This window comes from Bacteroidota bacterium (genome assembly GCA_016718825.1).
In the GTDB taxonomy this organism is placed as follows: Bacteria; Bacteroidota; Bacteroidia; order J057; family JADKCL01; genus JADKCL01.
The window spans coordinates 101,037-116,517 of record JADKCL010000008.1 but is presented as its reverse complement, the minus strand read 5'-3'; the positions used below and the strand labels follow the sequence as shown (position 1 = coordinate 116,517).

The following is a 15,481-nucleotide window of genomic DNA, read 5'->3' as shown; positions in this document are numbered from 1 at the left end:
AACGATGGCGGAAGTATCCGACACGCAATTCCCGTCATTGACCAAGACCCAGTAGTTGCCGGCGGCAAAAACCGTGATCGATTGTGTGGTCGCGCCGGTGCTCCAGGTGTTGCCGACTGCGCTGCTCGATGTCAAAATCACGCTGTCGCCCGAGCAGAAGGTCGTCGGGCCACCAGGGGGTGATCGTCGGTGTCGGCGGATTGGGGTTGGTCACCACATTGATCAGCGCAGATGTGTCGGATGTGCAGGTTCCGTCAAACCAGCGCACCCAATAACTGCCGACGGTGCCGACGGTGATCGATTGCGTGGTGGCACCCGTGCTCCAGGTATTGCCGGTCGGGCTGCTGCTTGTAAGGGTCACGCTGTCGCCGGGGCAAAGTGCCGTCGGTCCGCTCGCTGTAATCGTCGGAGTTGTCGGCAACGGAATCACCGTCACCACGGTCGGCAACGACGTCGAGGTGCATCCGAAAATATTGCTGCGCATCACCGTGTAGCTGCCGCTTGTCGTCACCGTGATCGAGATCGTCGTCTGTCCGCCGGGCTGCCAAACACGTCCCGAAGGTGCATTGGTGGTCAAAATCACGCTGCCGCCATCGCAGAAGGTTGTCGGTCCGCTTGGGGTGATCGTCGGCACGGGTGGAACCGGGCTGATGGTCACCGTGATCGCATTGCTCGGATCCGAGATGCAAAGGCCGTCCACCACTTGCACCGTATAGGTTCCGCCGGTGGTCACGATGATCGACTGCGTCGTCGCGCCCGTGGACCAGAGGTTGCCCGTCGGGCTGCTGCTCGTGAGCGTCACGCTGCCACCGGGGCAAAATTGCACCGGTCCGCTGGCTGTGATCACAGGCGCAGGCGGATTGGGGCTGATGGAAACAATCAGTATCGCAGATGTGTCTGAAACACAAGTGCCATCATCGACGATCAACCAAACGGTATCCGCTGCAAACAGCGTAATCGACTCCGTGGTTTCTCCTGTAGACCATAGATTGCCTGTTGTACTGCTGCTCGTCAACACCACACTATCGCCTGCGCAGAAGGCCGTTGGGCCATCAGGGGTGATGATCGGCGTTGGAGGCAAAGGAAATACCTCGATTTGGGTGATCAAGGATGTATCGGAGACACAAGTTCCGTCATCCACCAGTACCCAATAGTTCCCTGAGGCCATTGCAGCGATATTTTGTGTGGTTTCACCTGTGGACCAAGTATTGCCGGTGGGGCTGCTGCTCATCAAGATGACACTGTCACCTTCACAAAACTCGGTTGAACCATTTTCTGTAATTGTCGGCCGTGTTGGGCGGCTGTTCAAGGTCACGTTGACCAGTGCCGAAGTGTCAGAGGTACAGGTACCATCAAAATAAAGGACCCAAAAGGTGCCTGCTGTATCCACTGTGATGGATTGGGTTGTAGCTCCATTGGACCAAGTATTCCCTGTCGGGCTGCTGCTTGTCAAAGTGATGCTGTCGCCAGTGCACAAAGCAGTTGATCCGCTTGGCGTAATCGTGGGAGTTGTCGGCAATGGAATCACGGTCACCACTGTCGGCAACGACGTCGAGGTGCATCCGAAAATATTGCTGCGCATGACCGTATAGCTGCCACTATTCGTCACCGTGATCGAAACCGTTGTTTGTCCGCCGGGTTGCCAAATACGTCCCGAAGGTGCATTCGTCGTCAAAATCACGCTTCCGCCTGCGCAGAAGGTCGTCGGACCGCCAGGTGTGATCGTCGGCACGGGAGGAACCGGGCTGATCGTCACGGTGATGGCGTTGGACGGAGGTGTGATACAGCCGTTGTTATTGCCTACTACAGAATATGTTCCACCCGTAGTGACGGTGATATCCATCGTGGATTCCCCATTCGGAGACCAAAGATTGTAGAGGGAATTGCTGGAAGTGAGTACAACGCTGCCACCGGGGCAAAACTGCACGGGGCCACTTGCAGTAATCGTGGGTGTAGCGGGCATTTCGTAGATCGTAAAATCATTGGGGTTGGCAATGCCGACAGTGGAAGGATTGGATGCTGAAACACGGATGCGATAGCCACTGCCATTCCCTTGACCAAGCGGAATTGTGGCAATGATGGTTGCAGGAAGCGTATCTGTCAGGGTACCAATGACCACAGGGTTTGCAAAGCTGCCGGATGCGTCTGAAAGTTCAGCTGAAAAAACATTCCCCGGGACAAAGTTTCCAGTGATGGAAAAATCGACATTCACCTGCTGACCGGCACAAAACGGACCTCCAAAAATGGAATCTGTGGTCACGGTCTCGCCGGCAAGTGGAGAAGAGGATTCACCAAATGCGGATGGAATTGCCCAATTGGGAGAACTCGCAAATCCAGAATAACGAAACACAAGCATACAACCCAACAAGAGGGCACTGCAAACAATGCTCCGCAAACGACGGCTTCTAGCATCCATAAGACTTCAACAATTCAAACCCCGAATACCAAGCGACCCTAGCGGAATGCCGTAGGGTATAGCTTTTCAAACAAAAAAAACTCGTAAAACGATCCAAAAACGCGATACAAGTACCGCAACCACTACCAACGCTGCAGGTAATCACCAAAATTCTTACCACCTGCAAGCTCAAAGATAAAAACAATTAACGACTAATCCGATAGGTATTTAAGTCTAATCGTATCTTAATTGGAGGCAGAATTTCGCATTTTCGGAACAAACCTTACATCCCCAATCAGACCCACGTTACGGTCCCGTTGGCCGTTGACTCCAAGCGTATTCCAGAAAAATCACCAAAGAAAAACAATGCATTTCTCGCCAAAGCAGAGGATTCATTGGAAATTTAGTGATTCGAACCAAGTGCATGATTGACGCAACATTGAGGTATGATCTGCCATTGAATAATATTTATGCCTGAAAGAAGACTTTGTTGCCAAATCGTTAAGACTTGGATGCCGACATCAAGTGCCGGAAGGATCAAGAAAGGTTGCAAATTCCAATGAGTCCTTCGTTAGAGGGGAATTCTTTTTCCATCAGAATCCATGGAGGTCACCCGTGTGGATCAAATGACCGCTCGAACTTGAGTTTCTGCAAGAATCACTAATTTGCAGAGGTTTTAGGAACACGATGCTTTTCAACTCGGTCGAATTTCTCATCTTTTTGCCGCTCGTATTGATCGGCTACTTCTTGTTGCCCTACAAGTTGCGGTGGGTATTTGTTTTGCTCTGCTCCTACTACTTCTATATGTGCTGGCGCATCGAGTACGTGCTCCTGATCATGTTCTCAACGGCATTTGACTATGTCGTCGTGCGCACCCTCGGGGAGGCAAAGGATCCCCGAAAACGAAAAATCCTGCTTTGGACGAGCTTGGGAATGAACCTCTCAGTCCTCATTTTCTTCAAATACTTCGATTTTCTGATGCGGTCGGGCAATGCCGTCATCGAAATGACGAACGGAGGCGCGCCCCTGCCGATTTTGCATCTGATCCTGCCTGTGGGCATCAGCTTCTATACGTTTCAATCGATGGCGTATGCGATTGACGTGTACCAACGAAAAATCCCAGCAGAGACCCATCTCGGTTATTTTGCCCTGTTTGTATGCTATTGGCCGCAGTTGGTGGCAGGGCCTATTGAAAGAGCAGGCAACATGTTGCCCAAGCTTAAAGCACACAACGCTTTTGATTACGACCGCACGGTTCAAGGACTCAACCGGATTGCCTTTGGATTTTTCAAAAAGGTGGTGGTAGCTGACCGCTTGGCGGTCTATGTCAATGAGGTCTATGGCCATCCGCAAGACTTCGGAACCATCGCCATTGCGATTGCAGCGCTGTTTTTTGCCTTCCAGATCTACTGCGATTTTTCCGGATATACTGACATTGCCATCGGCTGCGCGCGCATCATGGGCGTGAACCTTGTCGAAAATTTTGACCGACCTTACCTTTCCAGGAGCATCACGGATTTCTGGCGGCGTTGGCATATGTCCCTATCCGGATGGTTTCGCGACTATGTTTACATCCCCTTGGGAGGGAGTCGCGTGATCAAATGGAGGATGTACTACAACCTTTTTCTGACGTTTTTGGTGAGTGGCCTCTGGCACGGGGCAAATTGGACTTTTGTCATCTGGGGCGCCTTTCACGGGCTACTCCTTGTTTGGGAAAAGCTTACAGAAAATGGCCGAAAAAAGCTCCGGGAATCAGCGTTTGTGTCCAAAATTCCCCGAATATGGGCACTGTTGACGATGGCATTGACTTTTTCATTGGTCGTCATCGGATGGGTATTTTTCCGCTCCAAAAATCTTGGACAGGCGACAATGGTGCTCAAAAAGCTGTTTGTGCCCGATCTTCATTTCAACCTCGGCGAGGTGCTTGGCTACAACGGACCTTTCAATTTTGCGGTGAGCTTGTTGGTGATCGGGCTTCTGCTGCTTTCCTACTTGCTTCCCAAAGACTTGAAAATGCGGCACAATTTGGCTTTTTTGGTCGTGACAGGCATTGTGATTTTATTGTTCGGGAAAGGAGGATCAAGTGACTTCATCTACTTCCAGTTCTGAAAAGCAAACGCCAACCGCAACGATGGATTTACCTGATCGCAGGTCGCAATTGGTGCAGCTCAGAAAGTTGATCCTCCGCATTCTTTTGCCACTTCTGCTGCTCACAACGGTTTTTGCACTTGCCCTGGACTGGTTTGTAAGCAAAAAATTGATCAGTCAAACCTCTACCCACGGAGCAGCCAAACTTTTCCGCATCAAGGAGTCACGCCCTGATGAAATTCCGATTATCGGAAGTTCCAGAGCACTTTGCACTTACATACCGGATTCGATCGGTCCCAACTTTTACAATTACGGGATCAATGGGATTGGCTATGCTGTGATGGATATCTTCCTGAAACAGGAACTGGAACAAACGGAAAAAACTTCACCCATCGTTCTAAACTTTGACTTTTCGATGTTTGGCGATCAAATGGGGGATCGGAATTCCTATTTACCGCATTCTCAGATACCTGAAGTCAAGGCGCTCCTCGATCACCACGATTTCTACAGCAGCCACATGCGCATCCCGGGCATCCGGTACTACGGTGCGATTGACGCATTCATCAAGGATCGGCTCAATGAAAGTCTGATGCTCACCAAGGCCGTCAACAAAGGTGCTGCGATTGAAAAGGCCGTATCAGACCCATCTCAAATGGCCATTTTGATCCAAAAGCGCAAGGACAGCATAGAACGTTTCCTTCCTGAGACACGTTTGATCGATACATTGGTTCACCGAATTCAAACCCATCCCAAGCGGATGTTTTTCATCGCAGTCGCTCCATATCATTCCTCCTTCTTCGAATCGCTCCCCAATGCTGACTTTGAACGTGCCAAACAAGTCTTGAACCGTATCGATGTCATTCCCAATGCGAGGGTAATTTTCTTCGATACCCGACAATGGCCGGATTCATACTTCTTTAACACCTCGCATGTGAGTCAGTTGGGCGCAATCCAAACATCAAAAATGCTAAAAGACAGCCTATTCGATTCAAAATCAACAACAAACAACGGAGAATGAAAAGCGATCGGGCACATGATCCCTTACGATCCACGTTTGCAAAAGACAAGATTGCCCAAAGCTGTCAGATGCGGGAGGTGTTGCAAATTTGACTGGGACGAGTGATTCGCATTGATCCATTCTCTATTTTTAAATCTTATTTGCTTCGATGTTCCGGAAACTCCAAGAGACCCTCGCAAATACCAATCCTTGGTTGGTCTATTTGCCATTTCTACTGCTTTATTGCATTCTGGCACTTACGACCAGTCCTCATGATCAATTGGTTTCGGACGAATGGCGCTATTGGGGATTCGCCGAAAATCTGCTCAACGGCCACTTCCATTTCAAAGATGGTCATCAATTTTTGTGGAGTGGTCCGGGATACCCCATGCTTTTGGTGCCTTTTGTGACGGTTGACAGTCCATTGTGGGTACTCAAGCTCCTGAATGCCTTGCTATTGTATAGTTCGGTGGTGCTGTTTTCTAAATTGCTGCGACTTTATGTCTCGCCGCAGCAAAGCCTCTGGGGCGCGATCCTTTTTGCTGGTTACTATCCGATGTATGAGGTCAGCCTACCGTATATCATGACGGAGGCGTGGAGCATGTTCCTCATGGTAGCCCCCGTATACCTCGTTTGCAAAGCTTTCCGATTCAAGGATTTTCGCCTAAAAACACTGCTTTTGCCAGCATTTCTGCTGGGGATGCTGGCACTCACCAAAGTAATTTTTGGCTATGCCTTGATCGTGATGATCTTCATTTGTTTCACGGTTTGGTTGCTGCGAGGGAGATCCAAGCGGATGGCTCACATGACCAAATTCTTTGCGCTTGCCATGGTCGTGTGCATCCCCTATCTTGTATACACCTTTTCAATCACGGGAAAACCATTCTATTGGGGCAATGCAGGCGGATTGCAACTGTACTGGATGGCGACACCGTATGAAAACGAACTGGGCGACTGGCATGTCGAGACCCTGGAGGAGGACAGCACCTTGCTCAAAAATCATGGGGCGTTTTTTGCGGAAATCAACCCCTTGAGTCCGACAGCAAAGGACGATGCCTTGAAAAAACGTGCCATTGAAAACATCAAGGCCCATCCCAAGAAATTTGTATACAACTGGGTCGCCAACTTGGGGCGCACTTTTTTCAGCCATCCACTTTCCTTTCAAAAACCTTCGAATGGGTTGTTCAAATATCTCGTACCCAACATCTTTCTCATCGTCTTTGCATCCTTGATGGCGATCCCTACGCTGCTGTACTACAAAAAATTTCCGCTGGAAATCCTTGTCTTGCTCGTTTTTTCGATGGTCTATCTTGGGGGCATCTCGGTACTTTCCTCCTACCCCCGGTTTCTTTATCTGATCGTACCTATCTGGATGCTCTGGATCGCTTGGGGTCTGCACCGCTTTGTCAAAATCAACTTCGGAAGCTCCAAGGAAGCCAATCATCCGCAAGCGAAGGAAGTTTAGGCGTATGGCATCACCCCGCATTCCCGTTGTATTTTGTACCGATGGCATCTTCCCCTATTCTGTAGGCGGAATGCAGCGGCATTCGCGCTTGCTTGTCGAAGCGCTTGCTGCAACCGAGGAACTGGAAATCACGGTTTTGCACCCACATTTGGGGGAACACATTTTCAAAGATCTACCCCATGTCACCGAGGTGCAGCTTGCCCCGCTGCCAGGCAAAAAGCACTATTTTCTTGAACTACGGGATTATTCAAAGCTCGTTTTGGACGAATTGTTGCTACGGCCGGGGCAACTGATCTATTCGCAGGGGCTATCGGTTTGGGTTGGAATCGATCAGGTCAAGGATCGATTGATCGTAAATCCACACGGGTTGGAACCCTTTCAAGTTTTGGGGAGGAAGGATCAGCTCAAAACTTGGCCCTATCGTTACATTTTTGGCAGAATATTCAAAAAAGCCGCCCACGTCGTGTCGCTCGGAGGCAGTTTGACGCAGATTCTCAAACGCGTAGGCAACGCCGATCGCGTCGTGGTGCTCCCCAATGCCACCCATCTGGTTCAACTGCCAGAGGAACAACTGATCAAGAAAAAGTCCACACCTTTGAAATTCCTCTTTGTAGGTCGTTTTGCCTACAACAAAGGGATTGGTGTTTTGCTCGAGGCTGCAAAGCAGCTGAATGGAGAAGGCCATCAGGCATTGTTTGAATTGCATCTCGCGGGCAAGGGTCCGCTTTTTGAGGAAATGAGGAGCCGCTACCCGCTTGCAAACGTCCACTTTCATGGATTCGTAAGTGACGCGGACCTCGACATCGCCTACTTGGAGAACCATGTTTTTATTTTGCCCACGCTGTTTGAGGGTATGCCCACGGTGGTGCTTGAAGCGATGGCCCGCGCAATGCCGATTCTCGTAACGGACACAGGCGCTACGCGCGAGTTGGTCGATGCTGAAAATGGGCTCATTCTTCAAAAAAATGACGTTCAGAACCTCATGCAGGCGATGCGCACCATGATTCAGATGGACCATTCACAATTCGGGATGTTGTCGGCCGCATCCTTGGATCGCGTCCAGAAACGGTTTACATGGGAAGCGGTTGCAGAAGCGCATTTGCGATTGTTTCGGGAAATGTGGCATTCTTTGTAGCTTTGCCTCGCATTTATCAGGACATACTTTGTTACAATTTTTTGATCGACATCAGATTCTTTTTCTCTTCATCCTTCCGACGATGTTGATCGCTGGCGTTGCTGCCAGTGTATTGGGAATGGCGATATGTGCCGCCGCCGTGGTCTATCTTTGGTACCGGGAGCTGCACTCCTCCATTGTCATCCTTTTCCTTTTCGTGTTGATTCTCGGTGATTCAAGGGTCGACATTTTCCAATTTATAAAGGATCTGCGCGTAGAGGTCATGATGTTGATTTTTTTGATTACGATCTTTGAAGTACGTAATCAGCGCTATAAGATCAACGCAATCATGCTTTACCTGCTACCGTTTCTGGCGGTTGCTTTGCTCGCGCTCATTTTCAGCCCCACGATTGGCGTTGCCTTCAGCAAAACTATTTCGTTTGCCATTTTCTACTTCGTATTGTTCAACTATGTCCACCACAAGCTACAGGTATATGGGATACAGTTGATGGCAGATGTTCTTTACCTGATTGTGACATTGTTGATCCTCGGTTTCATTTTTCTACCGCTGTTCCCAGAATTTATTTCGTATGGCGGTACTCGGTACAATGGTATCATGGGAAATCCCAACGGGATGGGAATGCTCGTTACACTTGCGACCCCGATCACGGCATACCTGTTTCAAAAACATAGTTTCCCCAAGCGGTTTAAGACATTTGTTTGGATTCTGATCACCGTTTCCTTGCTGATGTGCAGTAGCCGAAACGCAATTTTTTCGATCAGCTTGTTTTGGATGTTGTATCTCGGCCTGCGTGGTACGCCAGCGCGCCGCATCTTTTTCATGTTTGTTTTCCTGCCTGGGGTCGCGATAATTTTATACAAAGTGGATTTGGAGACTGTTTTCACGACACTGGGACTTGATGCTTATTTCAGGGTCAAGGAATTGGATTCTGGATCAGGCAGGATTTTTGCATGGGCGCATGCCTATGAGTTGATCAAGAAAGCTCCGCTGATCGGCTGCGGATTTTCCTGTGAGGAGTACAACTTCACGAATGAAACCTCGTTTCAACTTTGGAAATCCGGGCATCAAGGTGGCGTGCACAATTCCTACCTCGCTTTTGCCGTCAATACAGGCTTTGTTGGTACAGTTTTCTTCTTGGGATTTCTGCTCAATGCGGCACGAATGGTGCGAAACTGGCGCTTTTTGATCCCTTTCATGTTTTCGATTCTCTTCTCAGCAATCTTCGAATCTTGGCTATTCTCGTCCCTTAGCGCCTTTCACGTTCTTTTCCTTATATTTCTGGTCTTCCTCATTGTAGACACCAACAAAGAGGAACTCCTGGTCTCCAATCTCGCTGGCGACTTTTCCCACGAAGCCGCGAAAGGAGTCATTCGATGAAGGTTTTGGTGCTTTACTCCGAGATAGCGGGCTATTTCGTCTCCTGCATCAAACGGTTTGCTGAATTGCATGACGCAGAAGTCCATGTCGTGCGTTGGCCGATCAATGCAGAGGCTCCGTTCCGATTCTCCGATCATCCGCGCATCTTTTACTACGAAAGAAAGGACTTTGACACCGCTGGATTGCTCCAATTGGCGCATTCTATTCAACCGGATGCCCTTTATATCTCCGGCTGGATCGACAAACCTTACTTGAAAGTGGCGCGCGCCTTTTTCAAGTTGGGCAAGCCCGTTATTGCCGCCTTTGACACGCAATGGCGCGGCGATTTCCGTCAGCGGCTCGCCACATGGCTCTCTCCGTTCCTCTTCAGGAGACAATTCACCCATGCTTGGGTGCCCGGCATGTTCCAATTTGAATACGCCCGCAGACTCGGCTTTCCCCGCGAAAAGATCCTCACCGGAATGTATTCGGCAGACACTGCCTTGTTTGAGGCCGTCTATGGCCCCGCAAAAGCAGCCAAAGCCGATAAATATCCGCACCAAATTCTCTACGTCGGGCGGTATCTCGACTACAAAGGCGTCCTCGAATTGTACCATGCCTTCAAAGAACTCAGCGAGGAACAATCCCATGATTGGGAATTGCTCCTTGTCGGCAATGGCCCGCTCAAGGACGAACTGAAAGAAACGCATAATATTCGTTTTCAGGACTTTGTGCAGCCTGACCAACTTCCCCAACTGGCCATGACCGCTGGCGCCTTTGTCTTGCCGAGCCGTCGCGATGCCTGGGGCGTTGTTCTGCACGAATTCGCAGCCGCAGGCCTTCCCCTTATCTCCACCGACGCCGCAGGCGGCATCACTGCCTTTGTAAAAGAAGGCTACAATGGATTCGTTCACCGCCGCAGGGACAAAGATTCGCTCAAAGCTGTTTTCAAAGATCTCATTGTCTGCACCGACGACGAATTGCGAAAAATGGGAAGCCGAAGCCATGAATTGAGCAAGCAAATTTCGCCAGATACCTGGGCTGCAACGCTTTACCATATCACGGAGGGCAAAGGCTGATGTGTGGTATTGCAGGCATTGTAGGTAAACAACCGGTCCCGCCGGAAACCATTCAGCGCATGACGGCCGCCATCGCCCACCGTGGCCCGGATTCCGAAGGTTTTTTTGAAGAGGGCCCCGTCCATTTAGGGCATCGGCGATTGAGCATTCTGGACACGAGTGCGCGCGGGAATCAACCCATGCACGATGCGACTGGGCGTTACGTGCTCATCCACAACGGCGAAATTTACAATTTCAAGCAGGTCAGGCAGGCTTTGGGCTTTGCCCATGGCACAGAAACCGACACCGAGGTAATCCTCGCAGCGTACATTCAATGGGGACCCGCATGCCTGCAACGTTTCGCTGGAATGTGGGCTTTTGCGATTTGGGACCGAGTTGAAAATTCGCTTTTCATTGCAAGGGATCGACTGGGAATCAAGCCGATCTATTACCATTTCGAAGATGGACGACTCCTTTTTGCCTCTGAAATACGCGCGTTGTTGCAAAGCAAGTTGTTCCAACCTCGCGTGGATCGCGCAGGATTGGGGAGCTACTTGGTTTACCAAACCGTGTACGGCAACGGCACCCTGCTCGAAGGCGTGCAAATGGTTCCTCCGGGCCACTATGGGATCTGGAAGGATGGCAAATGGAGCCTCACCCAATGGTGGGACATCTGGGAAAATGCCTCGTTGGAGGCTGGACAAATGGATGCGGCCGCCATTCGCACGAGAATTAGAGGTCTTTTGGACCAAAGCATTGCCCGTCGGCTCGTCAGCGATGTTCCTGTGGGAGCATTCCTGTCGGGTGGCATTGACTCGAGTGCTGTGGTCGCCTTGATGGCGCAATCCTCGGCGCAGCCGGTAGACACCTTTTCGGTTGTATTTGAGGAAAAAGAATATGACGAATCGGAATGGTCAGGGCTGATTGCAAAGAAATTCGCGACGCGCCACCACCCGATTCTCCTGAAGCCCAAAGACTTCCTCGATGCACTTCCTGCGGCATTGGCCGCCATGGACCATCCCAGTGCCGATGGCATCAACAGCTACGTCGTCTCGCAAGTCACACGGGCTCAAGGTGTCAAAGTCGCGCTCTCCGGGCTCGGCGGCGACGAATTGTTTGCCGGATATCCAGTCTTTTCGCAATTGCCTGCAATCGGTCGCAGTCGGCTCATGCATTTGCCACTAGGCCTACGCAACGCCATCGCTGGAATCTACGGCAGTTTCAAAAAGGGACGTGATGCAGATAAAAAGACCGCGCTTTTGCGCCTTCCTTCTGCCTCGATTGACGACGTTTACCCCGTTTTTCGCACGGTGTACGATTGGCAGGCTGCTCAAAATTTGCTTCAACTGCCGACGACGGTACAGCATCCGCTTCAAGCATTGCTGCAAAACCATTCGGTAACGCGCAAAAAACTGCCGCTGCTCAGCCAAATCGGCGGTTTGGAGATCAATAGCTATACCCAAAGTGTCTTGCTTCGCGACACCGATCAGATGAGCATGGCACATGCTTTGGAGGTACGGGTGCCGTTTTTTGACCATGACCTCGTCGAATTTGTCATGGGCATCCCCGACGCGATCAAACAGCCACCGGGTTATCCCAAGCAGCTTTTGGTCGAATCTTTGGGGGATCTGCTGCCGCAGGATTTGGTCCACCGGAAGAAAATGGGATTCGTTTTCCCTTGGGAACAATGGCTTCGCGGTGATTTGAAGTCCTTTGCGCATGACCGCATCCATGAATTTAATGAACGGGGACTTCTCGGCAGTTACGAGGCGCTGCCATCCATTTGGCATGCGTTCCAAGCCGGAAAGGGGCCATGGCTATGGCCGCATATTTGGCTGTTTGTCGTCTTGGAGGAATGGTTGCAACGAAATGAAATCTCCGAATGACAACGCCCCGCAAACGCATTTTGATTGCCATCGATTGGTACCTTCCTGGATTTCGCGGCGGAGGCCCGATCACTTCCATCGCCAATTTGGTGGATGCGCTTGGAGACGAATATGATTTTTTGATTGTCACTTCCGACACCGATCAAGGGGAATCCAAGCCATATTTGGAAATTCCGACCGATCGTTGGGTGGAATCGGGTCCCCATTGTAGCGTTTGGTATTGCAGTGCCGAAGGCCGCGGCTACCGCCATTTTAGAAAGCTGCTTGGCGAGACCGAATATGACTTGTTGTATCTGAACAGCATGTTTTCGCTGAGATTCACCATTTTTCCGCTTTGGAGCAGTCGCGCAGCCAAGCCGGAAGTTCCGGTATTGCTTGCACCGCGAGGGATGTTGCATGCGGGCGCACTGAGCCTGAAACCGCTGAAAAAGAAAATTTTCCTGCGGATCATTCGGCTTATGGGAATCGACAAGCACCTGATTTTCCAAGCCACCGATGCCCAAGAAGTTCTGGATATCAAAGGCATATTCGGCGAAGACACCAAGGTATTGCAAGCTTCGAATCTTCCGAGGATGCACCAACCGCCGTTTCAATCATTGGACAAGCAGTCAGGCACCCTTCGAATGGTTTTTTTGTCACGTTTGACCGAAAAAAAGGGACTACATTTTTTGCTGGAATTGCTTCAAACGCAAACCGCAGACATTCACCTCGACATCATCGGACCTGATACCGAGCAGGGTTATTGGCAACGTTGCTTGGCATTGATTGCGCAATTGCCCAAAAATGTCACGGTCAACAAGCAGGATGGCCTTCCGCCGCAGGCGGCCTTTGAAAAGCTGGTTACTGCCCATTGTTTTGTGATGCCTACTTTAGGCGAAAATTTTGGCCATGCAATCTTTGAGTCGTTTCTCGCTGGGCGGCCCGTGCTCATCAGTGACCAAACGCCTTGGCAAGGCTTGGAAAACCAATTGATAGGATTCGACATTCAGCTGGAAGACCATGCAGGGTTCCGCGCTGCCATCGACCGGCTCGCAGCAATGGATCAAGTTGAGTGGGAACTTTGGGCCAAATCCAGCTGGAGATTCGCAGAAGCCTATCTTGATCGGGGAAACTTGGCTAAGGAAAGTGAATGTATGCTCAATGCAGCATTGGAATCCTGATTTTCAGGTTTCACAGTTTAAACCATCGTTGAAAACGATTTTTCAGGATCTACTTTCGCTGGAAAAGCCATTCAAAAAAACGGCGGCCCTTTGAAAAGGAAATTGAACCTTGTATCTTCGACGTTGCTGTGGATCGCCCGTGAATCGGCTCGTTGGTAAAGTCTCGTGTAAAGTATAAACGTATTTCGATGAAGCTAAAAATTACGCTGTCCTTGCTGGCTATGCTAGCTGCTTGCGCTTACGATTGCTCACCTCTTCTGGCACAAAATGTGGGAATCGGGATTGCCGCCCCTGCCCAGAAATTACACGTGAGCGACGCGGGTGCTCCAAATGCCGCAACCATTCGCGTGAGCGGCCTGTCGAGTACGAGCACGCTTACCTTGGGAACAGCACCCTTCAGCGCTGTGATGGTGGATGCCAACGGTGTGATGTACCGCGGCGGCACGACCGGCTCCCCAGCCAATGCCTGGATGACCCTCGGAAATGCGGGCACTGCCCCTGCCACCAACTTTATGGGAAGCACCGACAACGTCGATGTGGCATTTCGCACCAACAATACCGAAGTCTACCGAATGACCAATGCACAGAAGTTGCTGGTTGGCGCAACGACTCCCACCGCCCCTGCCACACAAAAAATGGAGGTCAATGCTGTGACTGGAGATGCTTTGTGGGCACACAGCCCCAACGTCGGTGGCTGGCTCGGCTACGAAACCAACTTCACTGTCGGTACCGCCGGCGCGATCCAAGGTTCGGGTGTTTGGGCAGCCAACCCCACCGCAGGCTATACTTCGTCATATGCGCAGTCTTCAGGTGCAGCCACGGTGGCAGCCAACATCAACTTTTCCTCGGTTTGGATGGCCTCCTACAATCTCGTAGACAATACGAGCGCGACTTTCAACCCATCGGCCATCTATGCGCAGGTGAACAATACAAGTGCAACCATGGGACCCGGGGCCTTCAAAAACGCCATTTATGCTTACAGCAACCGTGGAACTACCGCTGGAAACCCCGGGTATACCGTCGGCATCAACGGCTTGGCCAATTCGCAAAACGAAGATGCCATCGGGGTTGTCGGTCGTGCATTTTGCAATAGCGGTTTTACAATCGGCGGCTATTTTGAGGGCAATACCTATCCTGGGGTCAACGTGGGTTACGCCTACGTCGGCGGCAACGATGGTTTTGGAGCCACCAAGATCACAGGCTTGGGCGCCGTTGCCGAAATCATCCCAACCCCCAATCATGGCCGGGTCAAAATGCTCTGTCCTGAATCCCCCGAATACTGGTACCAAGACTACGGCACCGTAACCATGGTCAATGGCTTTGCCCACGTGGATCTCGACCCCATTTTGGCCGATATCATTGTTGTGGACGCTGCGAATCCGATCCGTGTCTTTGCGACCCCTGTCAATATGCTGAACTTCGAAGGCGTCACCATGACCAATTTGACCCCAACCGGCTTTGACCTCGTCGAATTGAACGGCGCGACGCACTCCGGGATTGTGGACTATCAATTGGTTTGCAAGCCCAAAACCAATTTTGGCCAAGGCCGCTTTATCCAAGCGCGCGGACCAGCATGGCTGAAGCCCGACATGGAGCCGGCAGCAGCCAAAGCTGCCAACCGCACGCCTTCGAGCCAAATGTTCCAATGGCCTGCAGACCATGTCCAATACGGTTACGATCCCGAAGAAATGGTCGGTATCGGCGAAATCATCCCTGCAGGCCCCAATGCTGGCAAGTTTAAGCTCGGTGGCGGCAAATACAGTGACCACATGCCACTGGACAAAAGGGATTTGCAATAAGGCTTGACATTCTGAGGAATGCATAAGACAAAACCCATTCTGGCTGAAGCTCGGATGGGTTTTGTTCTTTCTTGGATCGGCAGACGCAAATCATCAGAGGTGAGCGAAAGTCTACTGATTGGCTTAATTTTGCATTCTCAA

The 15,481-nt window shown here is 50.8% G+C and carries 10 protein-coding genes; 9 read left to right on the top strand and 1 reads right to left on the bottom strand.

Going from position 1 to position 15,481, the window contains the following annotated elements:
- Positions 1-34: 34 nt before the first annotated feature.
- Positions 35-2,416: a hypothetical protein gene (locus tag IPN95_11435; protein ID MBK9449993.1), complete on the bottom strand. Its 2,382-nt coding sequence runs from the start codon at positions 2,414-2,416 to the stop codon at positions 35-37.
- Positions 2,417-3,082: 666 nt separating this feature from the next.
- On the opposite strand from IPN95_11435, the gene IPN95_11430 reads away from it, so the two are divergent.
- The 9 genes from IPN95_11430 (at position 3,083) to IPN95_11390 (ending at position 15,340) form a co-directional block, all read left to right on the top strand.
- A complete protein-coding gene (locus tag IPN95_11430) occupies positions 3,083-4,504 on the top strand; it encodes an MBOAT family protein (protein MBK9449992.1) in 1,422 nt (473 codons plus the stop codon).
- Complete coding sequence (locus IPN95_11425; GenBank protein ID MBK9449991.1) at positions 4,479-5,501, top strand: hypothetical protein; 1,023 nt, start codon at positions 4,479-4,481, stop codon at positions 5,499-5,501. Before IPN95_11430 ends, IPN95_11425 begins: the two co-directional genes overlap by 26 nt.
- A 148-nt stretch (positions 5,502-5,649) precedes the next feature.
- A complete protein-coding gene (locus IPN95_11420; GenBank protein ID MBK9449990.1) occupies positions 5,650-6,945 on the top strand; it encodes a hypothetical protein in 1,296 nt (431 codons plus the stop codon).
- Between the two features lie 4 nt (positions 6,946-6,949).
- Positions 6,950-8,080 (top strand): glycosyltransferase family 4 protein, encoded by a 1,131-nt coding sequence (locus IPN95_11415; protein ID MBK9449989.1) that lies wholly within the window; start codon positions 6,950-6,952, stop codon positions 8,078-8,080.
- 28 nt (positions 8,081-8,108) lie between these two features.
- On the top strand, positions 8,109-9,458 hold the full coding sequence (locus IPN95_11410) for an O-antigen ligase family protein (GenBank protein MBK9449988.1): 1,350 nt from the start codon (positions 8,109-8,111) through the stop codon (positions 9,456-9,458).
- Positions 9,455-10,516, top strand: a complete 1,062-nt coding sequence (locus tag IPN95_11405) for a glycosyltransferase family 4 protein (protein MBK9449987.1) — start codon at positions 9,455-9,457, stop codon at positions 10,514-10,516. The genes IPN95_11410 and IPN95_11405 overlap by 4 nt, the downstream gene beginning before the upstream one ends.
- On the top strand, positions 10,516-12,381 hold the full coding sequence (gene asnB, locus IPN95_11400) for an asparagine synthase (glutamine-hydrolyzing) (GenBank protein ID MBK9449986.1): 1,866 nt from the start codon (positions 10,516-10,518) through the stop codon (positions 12,379-12,381). The genes IPN95_11405 and asnB overlap by 1 nt, the downstream gene beginning before the upstream one ends.
- A complete protein-coding gene (locus tag IPN95_11395; GenBank protein MBK9449985.1) occupies positions 12,378-13,541 on the top strand; it encodes a glycosyltransferase in 1,164 nt (387 codons plus the stop codon). The genes asnB and IPN95_11395 overlap by 4 nt, the downstream gene beginning before the upstream one ends.
- 188 nt (positions 13,542-13,729) lie before the next feature.
- Positions 13,730-15,340: a hypothetical protein gene (locus tag IPN95_11390; protein ID MBK9449984.1), complete on the top strand. Its 1,611-nt coding sequence runs from the start codon at positions 13,730-13,732 to the stop codon at positions 15,338-15,340.
- The last annotated feature ends 141 nt before the right edge of the window (positions 15,341-15,481 follow it).